The sequence below is a fragment of the Mesorhizobium sp. M1A.F.Ca.IN.020.03.2.1 genome (genome assembly GCF_004023205.1).
Classification (GTDB): Bacteria; Pseudomonadota; Alphaproteobacteria; order Rhizobiales; family Rhizobiaceae; genus Mesorhizobium.
In genome coordinates, this window is sequence record NZ_RZSV01000142.1 from 1 (window position 1) to 14,968 (window position 14,968).

13 protein-coding genes and 1 pseudogene are annotated in these 14,968 nt (G+C 64.5%); 6 read left to right on the forward strand and 8 right to left on the reverse strand.

What is annotated here, in order from left to right; all coding sequences use genetic code 11:
- From EOA79_RS20875 to EOA79_RS20885, 3 genes are all read left to right on the forward strand, one after another.
- Positions 1-422: HAD-IC family P-type ATPase (locus EOA79_RS20875; protein WP_128293237.1), on the forward strand; the 422-nt coding region annotated here is incomplete at its 5' end.
- Positions 423-466: 44 nt separating this feature from the next.
- Positions 467-856 (forward strand): DUF305 domain-containing protein, encoded by a 390-nt coding sequence (locus EOA79_RS20880; protein WP_095824304.1) that lies wholly within the window; start codon positions 467-469, stop codon positions 854-856.
- A 94-nt stretch (positions 857-950) separates the two neighbouring features.
- Positions 951-1,796 (forward strand): aldo/keto reductase, encoded by an 846-nt coding sequence (locus EOA79_RS20885; protein ID WP_067324312.1) that lies wholly within the window; start codon positions 951-953, stop codon positions 1,794-1,796.
- 27 nt (positions 1,797-1,823) lie between these two features.
- On the opposite strand, the gene mutS is transcribed toward EOA79_RS20885, so the two are convergent.
- The gene (gene mutS, locus EOA79_RS20890) at positions 1,824-4,559 is read right to left on the reverse strand and encodes a DNA mismatch repair protein MutS (RefSeq protein ID WP_095824303.1); all 2,736 of its coding nucleotides are present in this window, start codon (positions 4,557-4,559) and stop codon (positions 1,824-1,826) included.
- Between the two features lie 241 nt (positions 4,560-4,800).
- On the opposite strand from mutS, the gene EOA79_RS20895 reads away from it, so the two are divergent.
- Positions 4,801-7,080, forward strand: a complete 2,280-nt coding sequence (locus EOA79_RS20895) for an NADP-dependent malic enzyme (protein ID WP_095824302.1) — start codon at positions 4,801-4,803, stop codon at positions 7,078-7,080.
- A 94-nt stretch (positions 7,081-7,174) separates the two neighbouring features.
- Here the strand turns inward: EOA79_RS20895 and EOA79_RS20900 are convergent.
- From EOA79_RS20900 to EOA79_RS20910, 3 genes and pseudogenes are all read right to left on the reverse strand, one after another.
- A pseudogene (locus EOA79_RS20900) lies at positions 7,175-8,011 on the reverse strand (porin); the annotation flags it as partial.
- Positions 7,996-8,670: a hypothetical protein gene (locus EOA79_RS20905; protein ID WP_095799246.1), complete on the reverse strand. Its 675-nt coding sequence runs from the start codon at positions 8,668-8,670 to the stop codon at positions 7,996-7,998. The pseudogene EOA79_RS20900 and the gene EOA79_RS20905, both read right to left, overlap by 16 nt.
- A gap of 250 nt (positions 8,671-8,920) precedes the next feature.
- Positions 8,921-9,913, reverse strand: coding sequence for an adenosine kinase (locus EOA79_RS20910; RefSeq protein ID WP_127335519.1), 993 nt, complete (start codon positions 9,911-9,913; stop codon positions 8,921-8,923).
- A gap of 264 nt (positions 9,914-10,177) precedes the next feature.
- Between EOA79_RS20910 and EOA79_RS20915 the strand changes: the two genes are divergently transcribed.
- Together EOA79_RS20915 and EOA79_RS20920 are read left to right on the forward strand one after the other, a co-directional pair.
- Entirely contained in the window at positions 10,178-11,080 is a 903-nt protein-coding gene (locus tag EOA79_RS20915) for an EamA family transporter (protein WP_067324322.1), read from the forward strand.
- Between the two features lie 152 nt (positions 11,081-11,232).
- Positions 11,233-11,952, forward strand: a complete 720-nt coding sequence (locus EOA79_RS20920) for a sulfate transporter family protein (RefSeq protein ID WP_095824301.1) — start codon at positions 11,233-11,235, stop codon at positions 11,950-11,952.
- Between the two features lie 70 nt (positions 11,953-12,022).
- Here EOA79_RS20920 and EOA79_RS20925 read toward each other — a convergent pair whose 3' ends face one another.
- The 4 genes from EOA79_RS20925 to dut all read right to left on the reverse strand — a co-directional run.
- Positions 12,023-12,835, reverse strand: a complete 813-nt coding sequence (locus EOA79_RS20925) for an oxaloacetate decarboxylase (RefSeq protein ID WP_095824300.1) — start codon at positions 12,833-12,835, stop codon at positions 12,023-12,025.
- 74 nt (positions 12,836-12,909) lie between these two features.
- Complete coding sequence (locus EOA79_RS20930; protein WP_095824299.1) at positions 12,910-13,767, reverse strand: hypothetical protein; 858 nt, start codon at positions 13,765-13,767, stop codon at positions 12,910-12,912.
- A 172-nt stretch (positions 13,768-13,939) separates the two neighbouring features.
- Positions 13,940-14,599, reverse strand: a complete 660-nt coding sequence (locus EOA79_RS20935; RefSeq protein WP_095824298.1) for an HAD family phosphatase — start codon at positions 14,597-14,599, stop codon at positions 13,940-13,942.
- Positions 14,600-14,968: dUTP diphosphatase (dut, locus tag EOA79_RS20940; protein WP_128293238.1), on the reverse strand; the 369-nt coding region annotated here is incomplete at its 5' end.

Genomic DNA, 14,968 nt, shown 5'->3' on the forward strand with positions numbered 1-14,968 from the left:
GCGCCGGGCTGCTGCCGGATCAGAAGGCGGCACTTGTCGACGAACTGCGCGCCAGGGGCGCCGGCATCGCCATGGCCGGCGACGGCGTCAACGATGCGCCGGCGCTTGCCGGAGCCGATGTCGGCATCGCCATGGGCACCGGCGCCGACGTCGCGGTCGAAAGCGCCGGCATCACGCTGGTCAAGGGCGATCTCAACGGCATCGTCAGAGCCCGCACACTGGCCCAGGCGACGATCCGCAACATTCGCCAGAACCTGTTCTTCGCCTTCCTCTACAACGTGCTCGGCGTGCCGGTCGCCGCCGGAGTGCTCTACCCGCTCACCGGTATGCTTCTGTCGCCGATGATCGCAGCGGCGGCGATGAGCCTGTCGTCGGTCTCGGTGATCGGCAACGCGCTGCGGCTGAGAACGTTGAAACTCTGAGCGACGCCCCCAAATACGACATTCCATTCAACAGGAGATATTGGATGACCTTGGCCAAGAAGATTGTGCTGCTGCTGATGGCGGCGGGAATGCTGATCGCGGTGTTCCTCGAAAGCGTGCCCGCGCAATCGGACGAAATGAAGCACGACATGTTCGGGATGGCCATGGGCGCGGACAGCCCCGCAACCGCTGGCTACAAGGCGGCCATGGACAAGATGCACAAGGACATGATGCTCAACTACACCGGCAATGCCGATGTCGATTTCGTCCGCGGCATGATCCCGCATCACCAGGGAGCCATCGACATGGCCAAGGTGGTGATCGCCAACGGCAAGGACCCGGAAATCCGCAAGCTCGCCGAGAACGTCGTCAAGGCGCAGGAAGCCGAGATCAAAAAAATGCAGGATTGGCTTGCCAAGCATCCGGTGAACTAGTTCCCCGCGCCGGAAATCCCGGACGAAGGCGAGGACTTCGGCCTGGATTTTCGGCCATGCTTGTGCTGCGATCCAGCCTCACGCGGAGCGGGCCATGTCTTCTAAAATCAGAACCACTTTCCTGCCGTCAGGCGAAGCCGTTCCGGTGCTGGGTCAAGGCACGTGGAAGATGGGTGAGGACGGCCGGCGCCGCGCCGACGAGGTCGCGGCGCTGAGGCTTGGGCTGGATCTCGGCATCACGCTTATCGATACGGCGGAAATGTATGCCGGCGGCGGCGCCGAGGAGGTGGTGGCGGAAGCCATCGCCGGACGCCGCGACGAGACTTTTCTGGTTTCCAAGGTACTGCCGTCCAACGCCTCGCGCGCCGGCGTCAAGCGGGCCTGCGAGAACAGTCTGAAACGGCTCGCCACCGACCGCATCGACCTCTATCTGCTGCACTGGCCGGGCAGCGTGCCGCTGTCGGAAACGATCGGAGCCTTCGAGGCCTTGAAGGCGGCCGGCAAGATCCGCCATTGGGGCGTCAGCAATTTCGATACCGACGAGATGGAGGAACTGGTCGGCCTACCCTCCGGCGCCCACGTCCAAACCAACCAGGTCCTCTACAATCTCTCTCGGCGCGGTCCGGAATTCGACCTCGCGCCCTGGAGCCTTGAGCGCGGCATCCCGCTGATGGCCTATTCGCCGGTCGAGCAGGGCGCGCTGGCGCGCAACGCCAGACTCGACGCCGTTGCCGCCCGCCACAACGCCACCGCCGCGCAGATCGCGCTTGCCTGGGTAATGACGCAGAAAGGCGTCGTTGCCATCCCGAAGGCCAGCCGGCAGGAGCACGTCCGCCAGAATGCTGCGGCGCTCGACATCGTCCTGACGGCGGAAGACCTTGCCGAACTTGACCGCGCCTTCCCGCCGCCGACGCGCAAGCGCGGGCTGGAGATGATCTAGGCGCGCTGGCAATGACGCTGGAAAGCCTTATTTCGCCGCCAGCCCCTTCAGCCTGTAGAGCGCCTCCAGCGCCTCCCTTGGCGTCATCTCGTCCGGATTGATCGCGCCCAGTGCTTCGCCCAGGACATCGTTCTTCGCCGGCTTCGGCGCTTCGCGCTTCACCGCCACCGAAAACAGCGGCAGATCGTCGACCAGCCGGTTGGTCTTGCCGGAAACTTCGCCTTCCTCGAGCTGGTGCAGCACTTGCTTGGCGCGCGCCACCACCGCTTCCGGCAGTCCGGCGAGCCGAGCCACCTGCACGCCGTACGAACGGTCGGCGGCACCCTTGCCGACCTCGTGCAGGAAGACGACGTCGCCTTCCCATTCCTTGACCCGCATGGTGACGTTGGAGAGCCGCGAAAGCTTGCCGGCCAGCGCCGTCATCTCGTGGAAATGCGTGGCGAAGATCGCACGACAACGGTTCTTCTCATGCAGATATTCGACCGCCGCCCAGGCGATCGACAGACCGTCGAAGGTCGCGGTGCCGCGGCCGATCTCGTCAAGGATGACCAGTGCCCGCTCCCCCGCCTGGTTCAGGATCGCCGCGGTCTCGACCATCTCGACCATGAAGGTCGAGCGGCCGCGCGCGAGATCGTCCGAGGCGCCGACGCGCGAGAACAGCCGGTCGACGACACCGATATGGGCGCTTTCGGCCGGCACGAAGGAGCCGGTCTGGGCAAGGATGGCGATCAGCGCGTTCTGCCTCAGGAAGGTCGACTTGCCGCCCATGTTCGGGCCGGTGAGCAGCCAGATGGCGCCGGCCTTTGCCCCGTTTTCAGGCGAGAGGTCGCAGTCATTGGCGACGAACGGACCTTCGCCTGATCGCCTGAGCGCCTGTTCGACCACCGGGTGGCGGCCGCCGGCAATCTCGAAGGCGAGGCTGGAATCCACGACCGGCCGGCACCAGCCCTCGCTTTCGGACAGCAGCGCCAAGGCCGACGATACGTCGAGGACTGCAAGTGCCTCGGCCCCGGCGCGGATGCTGTCGGCCTCGCTCACCACTTCCGCCGTCAGCCGGTCGAAGGTGGCAAGCTCGATGCTCAGCGCCTTATCGGCGGCATTGGCGATCTTCGATTCCAGCTCCGCCAGTTCCGTCGTGGTGAAGCGCATGGCGTTGGCCATGGTCTGGCGATGGATGAAGCGCGCCTTCGCAGCGTCGCTGCCGGTCATGATCGAATGATGGTTGGCCGTCACCTCGATATAGTAGCCGAGCACATTGTTGTGCCGGATCTTCAGCGAGCGGATGCCGGTCTCTTCGATCAATGAGCGCTCCAGCCCGGCGATCACCTTTCGCGACTCATCGCGCAACGCCCGCATCTCGTCGAGTTCGGCATTGTAGCCTGATCGCACGAAGCCGCCGTCGCGCCTGATGAGCGGCAATTCGTCGTCGAGCGCCTCGCCGAGATGGCGGGCGAGCGCCTTGGGCAAGCCATGGATCGCCGCGAGCGCCGCGGCGAGTTCGGCGGGGAGCGCCGTCGTCGCAAACAGTGCGGCGATCGCGCCCGCGGCCTCGAAGCCGGCGCTGAGCGCGCCAAGGTCGCGCGGGCCGCCGCGGTGGAGCGCCAGCCTGGAGAGCGCCCTCGGCATGTCGGCGACACTTTTCAGGCTCGTTCGCAATCCCTGGCAAAGCCGCGCTTCGGCGCGAAAGAACGACACCGAATCCAGCCTAGCGGAAATCAATGCCGGGTCGGTCAGCGGCGCCATCAGCCGGTCGGCGAGCAGTCTCGCCCCGCCCCCGGTCACGGTCCGGTCGATCGCCTTGAACAGCGAGCCCTCGCGGCTGCCGGATAGCGTGCGCAGGAGTTCCAGATTGGCGCGCGTCGCCGGGTCGATGAAAAGCGTCGAGCCGTTCTCCTCGCGCTCGGGCCGCGACAGCGGCGGCCGTTCGGCCTTCTGCGTCTTCTCGACATAGGCGATGGCGCCCGAGATCGCCGACAGCTCGGCACGCGAAAAAGTGCCGAAACTGTCCGGGGTCGCCACCTCGAAGAAGCGGGCTATGCGGCCCGTGGCCGATGCCGAATCGAACAAAGATGGCGGCTGCGGGTTGGCGATCCGGCCGAGCACGTCGAAGACCGGCCGCAGCTCCGCGTCATGGAACACCGGCTCGGCGACGATCAGCTCGCGCGGATCGACGCGGAAAATGTCGGCAAGCAGCCGTTCGGCCGAGGTTTCAGCCACCCGAAACGCGCCCGTCGAGATGTCGATCCAGGCAAGCGCGAAACTGCCTTGGCTGGCTGCATTGCCGCCCTTCACTCGCCCCAGCGCCATCAGGAAGCTCGACTCCGAGGGTGCAAGCAGCTTGTCCTCGGTGATGGTGCCCGGCGTGACCAGCCGCACCACGTCGCGGCGCACCACCGATTTCGAGCCACGCTTCTTGGCTTCCGCCGGGTCCTCGATCTGCTCGCACACGGCAACGCGGAAGCCCTGCGCGATCAGCTTCTGCAGATAATCGTCCGCCGCATGCACCGGCACGCCGCACATCGGGATGTCGTGGCCCTGGTGCTTGCCGCGCCGCGTGAGCACGATGCCGAGCGCCTGGCTCGCCTTTTCGGCGTCGTCGAAGAACAGCTCGTAGAAATCGCCCATGCGGTAGAACAGAAGCGAATCCGGGTTCGCCGCCTTGATCTCGATATACTGCTCCATCATCGGTGTGACGCCGCCCATGGTGGGCGCCGGCGTCGTCGTTTCCTGGGCGTCGGTATCGGTCGGCATGTGCATGTTCATGCCCGAACGCTAGCAGATGTGGCAGGGCGGTTTAATGCCGGAGGCTCGAAAAGCAGGGGAAAGCGCGAGCCATGCTGCCAGCTCGCCGTCAATCGGTCCGCCGCATTGCCGGCCTTCTGTGTTGAAGCAGCTTCGCCCGGCTTGTCGGTTTACAGTCGCCGCGTGTAGCCTTAATCGGTGGGAACCATAAGCAAGCAGCCGTCCCAAGCGGTGCCGCACAGGCGAGGAAATCAAAAGCATCATGGCCAGGAAAACCGAAAGCAGCGGGCCCTCCGTCAGCGCGCAGGAGGCGCTCGAATTCCACGCCATGGGTCGGCCGGGCAAGCTGGAGATCGTCGCCACCAAGCCGATGGCCACGCAACGCGATCTGAGCCTCGCCTATTCGCCGGGCGTCGCCGTTCCTGTGCGCGCAATCGCGGAGGATCCAAGCCGCGCCTTCGACTATACGACGCGCGGCAACATGGTCGCCGTCATCTCCAATGGCACCGCAATCCTCGGTCTTGGCAATCTCGGCGCCCTGGCTTCGAAGCCGGTCATGGAAGGCAAGTCGGTGCTGTTCAAGCGCTTCGCCGATGTCGATTCGATCGACCTCGAGGTGGCCACCGAGGACGCCGACGAATTCATCAACTGCGTGCGCTTCCTCGGACCTTCCTTCGGCGGCATCAATCTCGAGGACATCAAGGCGCCGGAATGCTTCATCATCGAGCAGCGGCTCCGCGAGTTGATGGACATCCCCGTCTTCCACGACGACCAGCACGGCACCGCCATCATCTCGGCCGCCGGGCTGATCAACGCGCTGGAGATCACCGGCCGCGACATGAAGACCACCAAAATGGTCTGCAACGGCGCGGGCGCAGCGGGCATCGCCTGTATCGAATTGATGAAGGCGATGGGTTTTTCGCCGGAAAATATCATCCTGTGCGATACCAAGGGCGTGGTCTTCCAGGGCCGCGCCGAAGGCATGAACCAGTGGAAGTCGGCGCATGCGGTCAAGACCGAGGCGCGCTCCCTCGCCGAGGCGCTTGACGGCTGCGACGTCTTTCTCGGGCTCTCCGCCAAGGGCGCGCTGACCCCCGCCATGGTGCAGTCGATGGCCAAGAACCCGATTATCTTCGCGATGGCCAATCCGGATCCGGAGATCACGCCCGAGGAAGTGGGCGAGATCCGCACCGACGCCATCATGGCCACCGGCCGCTCGGATTACCCGAACCAGGTCAACAATGTGCTGGGCTTTCCCTACATCTTCCGCGGCGCGCTGGATGTTAGGGCCACCACCATCAATGACGAGATGAAAATCGCCGCCGCACGCGCCCTCGCCGAGCTGGCGCGCCAGGACGTGCCCGACGACGTCGCCGCCGCCTATCAGGGCAACCGGCCGAAATTCGGCCCCAACTACATCATCCCGGTGCCCTTCGATCCGCGCCTGATCTCGGCGATCCCGCTTGCCGTGGCCAGGGCCGCGATGGAGTCCGGCGTCGCCCGCAAGCCGATCCTCGATCTCGACCGCTACGCGCATGAGCTCTCCGCCCGCCGCGATCCGATCGCCTCGACCTTGCAGCGCATCTACGACCGCGTCCGCCGCCAGCCCAAGCGCATCGTCTTCGCCGAAGGCGAGGAGGAGCAGGTGATGCGCGCCGCCGTCTCCTATGTGAACCAGAGGCTGGGCACGGCGATCCTGCTCGGCCGCGACGACGTCATCAAGGAGAATGCCCGCAACGCCGGCATCGAACTCAACAAGCAAGGCCTCGAGATCATCAATGCCAGGCTGTCGCGCCGCAATGGGATCTACACCGACTATCTCTACGAACGCATGCAGCGCAAGGGCTACCTGTTCCGCGACTGTCAGCGCCTGATCAACAACGACCGCAACCATTTCGCCGCCTGCATGGTGGCGCTGGGCGACGCCGACGGCATCGTCACCGGCGTGACCCGCAACTATTCCACCGCGCTCGACGACGTGCGCCGCGTCATCGACGCCAAGCCAGGCCACCGCGTGATCGGCGTTTCGATCGTGCTGGCAAGGGGTCGCACCGTGCTGGTTGCCGACACCGCCGTGCACGACATGCCGAATGCCGAGCAGATCGCCGACATCGCCGAGGAGGCGGCCGGCTTTGCCCGCCGCATGGGCTACGAGCCGAGGATTGCCATGCTCGCCTACTCCACCTTCGGTCATCCGCAGGGCGAGCGCTCCGAGCGGGTGCAGGAGGCGGTGCGCATCCTCGACAAGCGCCGCGTCGACTTCGAATATGACGGCGAGATGGCCGCCGACGTGGCGCTGAACCCGCGCGCCATGGCGCAGTACCCGTTCATCAGGCTGACCGGTTCGGCCAATGTGCTGGTCATGCCCGCCTTCCACTCGGCCTCGATCTCGACCAAGATGCTGCAGGAACTCGGCGGCTCGACCGTCATCGGCCCGCTGCTGGTCGGTCTGAACAAGCCGGTGCAGATCGTCTCGCTCAACGCCAAGGACTCAGACATCGTCAACATGGCGGCGATCGCGGCCTATACGGCGGGGAATTGACGGGCGGCCGCCGCGCCCCGCCCTTTGCCGAACTCAAAAGCAAAAAGGCCCGTGGCGATGCCGCGGGCCTTTCTGTTTGGGTCGCAGCTTTCGATCAGAAATTGCGCTGGAAGCGGACGATGCCGCCGACGCTGTCCTTCTTGTCGGCCTTGGTCCAGTTGCCGAACGGAGTGCCGTCGTAGAAGTGGCCGAAGTGGTTCCAGTCGACTTCGGTCGTGATCGTGTAGCCCGGCACGATGGTGTAGGCGACGTTCGCCGCCAAAGCGTAGTTCTTGTCGTCGTCGGCCGAAGCCTGGAGATTGAACGCCGTCTTGTCGTTGAACTTGTAGGTGCCGCCGCCCCAGACGGCCCAATTGCCGCCCCACGGCTTGTATAAGCCGCGACCGCTGGCATCGATGGCGTTGCCGGCATTGTCATTGAGGTTGTCGTCGGTGCCGTAGCCGCCCATGACGAACAAAGTCAGTTCCTTGCTGACATTGACGTCCAAGCGAACCTTGCCGGCGACTTCCTCGTAATTGCTGTCATAGGCGACGACGCCGGTGATCGCACCCCAGTCGCCCTTGTACTTCAAGCCGCCGACGACGTGAGGAACGTAGCTGTCGATCGTGCCGGTCACGCCGGAGCCCTCTTCGAGCGAGATGACGCCCGAGAAGCCGCCGTCCACATCGAAGTAGTAGCTGACGACGTTGGTGTCCTTGACGCCGTACGGAATGATCGTGTCCTGGATGACATTGCCCGCGTAACCGATGAACTGGTCATAAGGCGTTTCGTCCTTACCGACGCGCAGGCCGCCGAGCTGGATCCAGGCGAAATGCAGGTCGGGCGCCTTGTTGGCAGCGGGGTTGGTGTCAACCTCACCGTTGGAGGTGACCAGGTTCTTGTCACCGAAGTTGAAGCGCGTTTCGGTGTAGGTCTTCAACGTGCCGAGCTCTCGCGCAGCATTTCGATGGGGACGCGGCCATCCAGTTCGGGGCAGGGATGAGCGAGCCAGAACCAGGCCAATCTCGGATTGGTGATGGCCGCCAACACCTCGCTTATGCCGGGGGCCGGCCTGCCGTCGATGAACTGGGCGAGCGGGAAGACATGCTTGCGGCCGCCTTTGCGCAGCGCGACGACCTCAGCGCGCCTTTGCCAGCGGTGCAGCGTCGAGCGAGGTATACGGAACTTCTCTTCCAGATAGGTCGACCCGGCGACCTCGCCGGCCCAGTCTTCGATCAGCATCGACTGCAGCTCGGAGACCCGCTCGGCAAAGGGCCGCGGGATGGGCTTGCCGGCCCCGATCTTCGGATTTTCGTCCCTGCTGCCTGCGTCGCGCGGCTCGGCGCGCGCGATCTTCTCCGCCATCGCGCGGAAGAATTCGGAGGCGAGCCCGGTCCAGCTGCCCTTGAAGGAGGTGATGGCAAGCCGCTGCGCCTGCGGCAGGAACGGAAGGGCGGCGGCAACACCGCCGGCCATCGCGGTGGCGCAGATCAGCGCCTCCGCGTCCTTTAGGACGCCATGCTGCATCAAAGCCTGTCGCACAGCCTCGGCCACAAGTCCGGCCAAGGCGTCTTGCGAAGTTCCTTCAGGCGGATTCTGAAATCTGGTCATGCATCTGTCTTGCGGGGCCGCGCTTCTCCCAAACTGGGCCGTCGTTGAACGGCTACAGCGGAAAGCGGCTATCGCAATGGTGACGGACGCAGCGACCGTGAAGGTTGCTGTCTTGCATTTTTGACACCCCAACTGCTGCGGGCGCCCGAAATGTCAGTCGCGGAACGCCCAATGTGCCTCTAGGAGCGATCTATGACAGCGGCGCGACAGCCGGGTTCATTTGGCGCCCGACCGGGATGACGCCGCGGAACTAAAGCAGGCCCGCCTGTTCCGCTTCGCGGCGCAGATTCTGGCGCGGTCGCGGGCCGATCTGCTGGATCACCAGCCCGGCCGCCAGCGAGCCGAGGTCGCCGCACCCCTGGAGGCTGCGTCCGGTCGTGTATCCATAGAGGAAACCGGCGGCATAAAGGTCGCCCGCGCCGGTCGTGTCGACCAGTTCCTTGATTGTGGTCGCATGAATAGTGACGGTCTCGTCGCCGCGCACGATCACCGAGCCCTTTTCCGAGCGAGTAACGGCGGCGATCTTGCAATCTTTGCGTATCGCCGCCAGCGCGTCCTCGAAGGAAGCGGTCTGGTAGAGCGACTTGATCTCGTGGCTGTTGGCGAAGACGATGTCGACCGTGCCGGAGCGCATCAGATCGAGGAACTCGTCGCGGTAGCGGTCGACGCAGAAAGAATCCGACAGCGTCATCGACACTTCGCGCCCCGCCGCATGCGCCAGCCTCGCGGTCTGCCGGATCGCTTCCTTGGCGCGCGGCGGATCCCACAGATAACCCTCGAAATAGGTGACCTTGGCGCCGGCCGCCTTGTCGGCCTCGACGTCCTCCGGCCCCAGCTCGACGCAGGCGCCGAGATAGGTGTTCATCGAGCGCTCGCCGTCCGGCGTGACGAAGATCATCGAGCGAGCCGTCGGCGGCTCGCCTTGCAGTGGCTTGGTGTCGAAGGCCACGCCCTGGGCGCGGATATCATGGCTGTAGATGTCGCCGAGCGCATCGTTCGACACCTTGCCGAAAAAGGCGGCGCGGCCGCCGAAGCTCGCCACGCCCGCCGCCGTGTTGCCGGCGCTACCGCCTGAAGCTTCGATCGCCGGTCCCATGCGGCTGTAGAGGAGCTCCGCGCGCCTGGTGTCGATGAGGTTCATCGCGCCCTTGATGATGCCGTTGGTTTCCAGAAAGGCCTCGTCGCATTGCGCGATGATGTCGACAATGGCATTGCCGATGCAAAGCACGTCATATTCCGGCATCAATGTCTCCGCCAACGACTGTCCGGCTTTCTGCCACGCCGGCCGCGCGCGGGTCTAGCGGCTCGCAGCCGCTTTGCCTACCCCGAAAATCGGCACCGGTTTCCGCTTCGCCGACTTCCGGCCCGGTTGCTGCGGCAGCCGTCGCGCCGAACTGGACCATATCGTTAGAGGCGACGGCGGCTATGGTTGGAGCGTCATCGAAACATCTAAGCCGCGGTGTGAGCTAGAACGGGCCGTCGAAACAGGCTGAAAGCGCGAAATCCCATGTCCGATAAGACCGAGATGACGACCGAGCTGGCGCTGCTTGGCCTGCTGGCGGTGTTGTGGGGTGCCTCCTACACCTTCATCAAGATCGGCGTCGAGACGATCCCGCCAGTGACCTTCATCGCCGGGCGCACGCTGATCGCCGGCGGCATTCTGCTTGGCCTCATCCGCTGGCGCGGCCTTGTCATGCCGCGGGAGGTGGTCATGTGGCGGCGCTTCATGTTCCAGGCCTGCCTCAACAGCGTCATCCCGTTCACGCTGATCGCCGCCGCCGAACGTTCGATCGACGCCGGCCTTGCCACGATCCTCAACGCGACGTCGCCGATCTTCACCTTTCTGCTGACGGCGCTGATCACCCGCCACGAGCCGGTGACATTGCGCAAGCTGGTCGGCGTCGGCGCCGGCATCGCCGGCATTTGCCTGATCGTCGGCACCGAGGCGCTTGGCGGCATCGGCCATCAGCTCTGGGCGCAGCTTGCGGTCGTCGCAGCCACCGTCTGCTATGCCGGTGCCGCCATCTTTGGCCGAAACTTCAGAGGTCTGGATCCTATGGTGCCGGCCGCCGGCTCGATGGTCTGCGGCGCCGCGATCCTGATCCCCTTGAGCCTCGTCTTCGACCGGCCCTGGACGTTGACGCCGTCGACGGAATCGATCCTGGCGCTCTTCGGGCTTTCGGTCTTCTCCACCGCGCTCGCCTTTTCGATCTTCTTCCGGCTCATCCACACGCTGGGCTCGGTCGGCACCACTTCGCAGGCCTATCTGCGCGTGCCGATCGGCGTCGGCATCGGCGCCGTCTTTCTGGGCGAAAGCCTCGGGCCGAGCGCCTGGTTCGGCATGGGCTTCGTCGTCGTTGGCGTCGCGGCCATGACCATTCCGGCCAGACAGGCCAAGCTTGCGCAATAATGCATGTCGCCCAAAAGTGCATGGCGGTTTTGGGAGAACGACATGCATCGAGACAAAACCTAAGGCGCGTCGACGCGACGCGCTTAGTTGCGCCGCTTAGCAAGCCCGCCTATCTCGGGATCGTCGCTCCTCTGTAAGGGCTTGGACCTGCCGTGATCCTCGACGCCGCCCGCGCCGCCGCCAGCCGGCTGTTCTCACCTGAATTCCGCTCCGTCTTTCTGAAGACGCTGGGCCTGACGCTGCTCGCCTTGGTGGCGCTGTGGTTCGGCATCGAGAGCCTGCTCGAATGGCTGGCATGGCCGTGGCTGCAGGCATTTGTGCCCGGCCTGCCGTCCTGGGCAGGATGGCTGAGCGGCATCATCGCCGGCATCCTGTTGACAATGGGCATGGCGCTGCTCGTGGCACCCGTGACGGCGATCGTCGCAGGGTTGTTCCTCGACGATATCGCCGAGGTGGTCGAGCGCACCGACTATCCCGGCGATCTGCCCGGCCGCGCCGTGCCGGTGCTGCAGTCGCTGGCGCTGGCGATAAAATTCTTTGGCGTCGTGATCCTCGGCAACATCGTCGCCCTACTGCTGCTCCTCGTGCCGGGCATCAACCTCGCCGCCTTCTTCATCGTCAACGGCTATCTGCTGGGTCGCGAATTCTTCGAGTTCGCCGCCATGCGCTTCCGCCCCGAGGCTGAAGCCAAGGCGCTGCGCCGGAAGTATGCGGGCACGGTATTCCTGGCCGGACTGCTGATCGCGGTCTTCCTTGCCGTGCCGCTGCTCAACCTTTTGACCCCGCTCTTTGCCGCCGCCATGATGGTGCGTCTGCACAAGGCGGTTTCGGCGCGGGACCCGGTCCAGCCCAATTCCAGGAAAAGCGCGTAGCGGTTTTCCGTCCGGAAATGCGCAACAAGGGGATAGAGCGGTTCGGTGTTTCCGTGAAACGCTGAACGCTCTAATCCTGCTCGGTACCGCCCCCGCGGAACAGCGCCTGCAGCTTGCCGAACGGCATCGCCGAACGGGTGAAGCCGAAGGTGCCGTCCTGCTGGATTTCCCGCGCAGCGGTTTCCAGCATGCCAAAGGCGAAATTCGTCAGCCATGGCCCGAGCGAGACGCGTTTGGCCCCGGCCGCGGCAAGGTCGGCCACGGTGAAGCCGGGCCGCGCCATGACATTGACCGGCTTGCTGACCGCGGAGCAGACCGTCCGCACGGTGTCGATGTCGCTCAGGCCCGGCGCGTAGAGCACGTCGGCGCCGGCTTTCTCGAAAGCCTGCAGACGCTTGATCGTGTCGTCGAGATCGGTCTTGCCCCAAAGGAAATTCTCGGCCCGCGCGGTGAAGAGGAAATCGTGCTTCAAGGCGCGCGCCGCCTCGGCGGCCGCGGCGACGCGTTCGACTGCATGCGAGAACTCGTAGATTGGATACTCTAGATCGCCCGTATGGTCCTCGATCGAGCAGCCGGCAAGGCCCGCGGCTTCCGCCGCGAAGATGGTTTCTGCGGCCTGCTCGGCGCTGTCGCCCTTGCCGCGCTCGAGATCAGCCGAAACCGGCAGGTCGGTTGCCGCCGTCACTTCGCGGCAATGGTGGATCATGGCCTCGAACGTCACGGCGCCGTCGGGCAGGCCGCGCGAGAAGGCGAAGCCGGCGCTGGTCGTGGCCAGCGCCTTGAAGCCGAAGGAAGCCAAAAGCTTAGTGGTGCCGACATCCCAGGGATTGGGCATGACGAAGGTCGAGGCGTGCAGATCGCGAAAAATCTTGCCCTTGTCCATGGCGGGTCCTCAATCATGGGTCGTGCCGGGAATTTATCGCGGTCGCCCCGCTCGGGCAAACGAATGCGCTCGGCTCAGAAGCGTTTCTCGTTCTCTGCTGACAACCGTTTGAGGGCGTCTGAACCCGCCACGTAGCGCGACGTTTTCTTATCCCAATGATAGATGGCTGAAATGTCCTTCGAGGACGCCTCGGGCGCCTCATCGTCGCAGCTTTCGCCGCTTGGTATCGTGGCGTCGGTCACCGTCACCTTGACGGCTTCATGCGGCCGGCCGTCGGCAACGGCCTTAAAAGCGATGTCCTGCTTGCGGCTGTAGGTGCATAGCCTTTCATCGAACGTGTAGATCATGTCGATCAGTTCGAACTTGTCGTTGCGCACCATGATCAACGGCGTGATCACATAGCCCTGGCTCGAATTGAAATGCGTGCTCATGGTGATGAGGATATCGTCACCGGCGCCGACCGACAGTTTGTTCGGTTCGCGAAAATAGGTGCTGCGATCGACGGCGACATTGACCGCGTCGAGCAGCGCCGGCTTGCCGCCGGTCAGATCGTAGAGCGCCAGCATCGCATAGCCCTCGGCGCTGTCGGGAGAGTCGCCGAGATCGAACAACATGGTCAGCCGGTCCTTGCCGCCGGCCTTGATGGCCAGCACCGCAGCATTGGGCAGGCTTGATGTCTCAGGCGGCGAGCCACCGCTGTCCGGACCGGCGACATGGCGCATTTCGATCGGCAAGCCGCCGTGGTAGAAGCCATCGGCGTTCAACGCCAGATCGGGGATGACCATCCTGGCCAGATCGAGATAGGTGACGTCCTTGTGGCCCGGGATGGCGCTGGCAAAGTCCGGAAAGCTGACATTTTCCGCGCTCGCCGGGCCCCAAAACCATAACAGAAGCACAAGAGCGAGGGCGAGGCGAAGCAGGGTGAATTTCATGGGGTGGGAGCCGCCGGCTGTTTGACGGCTGCACGCTAGCACGGAAGATTTCGCCGCACAGCCCGGAGCAATTCCAGGAAGAATGTGAACCAGTTTTCCGTCCGGAATTGCGTAAACTAAATCATAGAGCGGGTCGGCAATTCGACGAAAGCGGAACCGCTCCAGTGTCCGATCAAAGGATCGGCACCAGTCCTGCGAGGTCCCGCATGTCGTCGAACAGGATCCCGCCGGCGCCCGCCAGCCCGTCGCGGTCCGAGAATGGATCGGCGTGATAGGAAAACACGCGCATGCCGGCGGCAATGCCGGCCTGGGTGCCGGCGACGCTGTCCTCGATGACGATGCAGTCGACCGGCGCGAAGCCCATCGTCTTTGCCGCATGCAGGAAGAGGTCCGGGAACGGCTTGCCGCGCCCGACCATGGTCGAGGAAAACATGGCGTGCTCGAACAGCGGCAACAAGCCGGTCTGCCCGAGCGTGATATGCATCTTCGAAACCCGCGCCGACGAGGCGACGCAATAGGCAATACCGGCGGCGCGCACCTTTTCGATGAAATCGCGCACGTGAGGGATCGCCTCGACGCCATGCGCGAATAGATCCGGCAGGCCGGCGTTCCAGCGTTCGACGAAGTCGGCGCCGAGCCGGGCCTCGGTCGCCTCTTCGATCTCTTTCTGCACCGAGGCCATGCTGCGGCCCGAGAAGATCTTGCGGCAATATTCGAATGTGGTTTGAAAGCCCGCTTCACAAAGCCAGTCGGCGAGGCGCCGATTGGCAAGGTTCTCGGTGTCGACCAGAACCCCGTCGCAATCGAAGATGACCAGTTTTGGGACGTGCATTTATGCGGTGCCGGTCGATCCGAAACCGCCGGCGCCGCGCGCCGTGCCGCCGGCGAGCGCCCGTTCTTCGCTGGCCACCTGCGTGACTGCCGCAAACACGATCTGCGCGATCCGCATGCCGCGCGTCACCGCGAAGTCCTCATCGCCAAGATTGACGAGCAGCACTTTCACCTCGCCGCGGTAATCGCTGTCGATGGTGCCGGGCGTGTTGAGCACGGTCAGCCCATGTTTGAAGGCGAGGCCGGAGCGCGGCCGCACCTGGCCTTCCATGCCTTCCGGGATTTCCACGATCAGCCCGGTCGGCACCAGCGCGCGTTTTCCGGGCAGGATAAGCAGCGGCCGGTCTTCCGGCACCGCGGCTCGCAGGTC

Coding starts and splice junctions, on each gene's coding strand:
- EOA79_RS20915 (WP_067324322.1), top strand. CDS start 10,178: ATGTCCGATAAGACCGAGATGACGACCGAGCTGGCGCTGCTTGGCCTG.
- EOA79_RS20880 (WP_095824304.1), top strand. CDS start 467: ATGACCTTGGCCAAGAAGATTGTGCTGCTGCTGATGGCGGCGGGAATG.
- EOA79_RS20895 (WP_095824302.1), top strand. CDS start 4,801: ATGGCCAGGAAAACCGAAAGCAGCGGGCCCTCCGTCAGCGCGCAGGAG.
- EOA79_RS20910 (WP_127335519.1), bottom strand. CDS start 9,913: ATGCCGGAATATGACGTGCTTTGCATCGGCAATGCCATTGTCGACATC.
- EOA79_RS20905 (WP_095799246.1), bottom strand. CDS start 8,670: ATGACCAGATTTCAGAATCCGCCTGAAGGAACTTCGCAAGACGCCTTG.
- EOA79_RS20885 (WP_067324312.1), top strand. CDS start 951: ATGTCTTCTAAAATCAGAACCACTTTCCTGCCGTCAGGCGAAGCCGTT.
- EOA79_RS20930 (WP_095824299.1), bottom strand. CDS start 13,767: ATGAAATTCACCCTGCTTCGCCTCGCCCTCGCTCTTGTGCTTCTGTTA.
- EOA79_RS20925 (WP_095824300.1), bottom strand. CDS start 12,835: ATGGACAAGGGCAAGATTTTTCGCGATCTGCACGCCTCGACCTTCGTC.
- EOA79_RS20935 (WP_095824298.1), bottom strand. CDS start 14,599: ATGCACGTCCCAAAACTGGTCATCTTCGATTGCGACGGGGTTCTGGTC.
- mutS (WP_095824303.1), bottom strand. CDS start 4,559: ATGAACATGCACATGCCGACCGATACCGACGCCCAGGAAACGACGACG.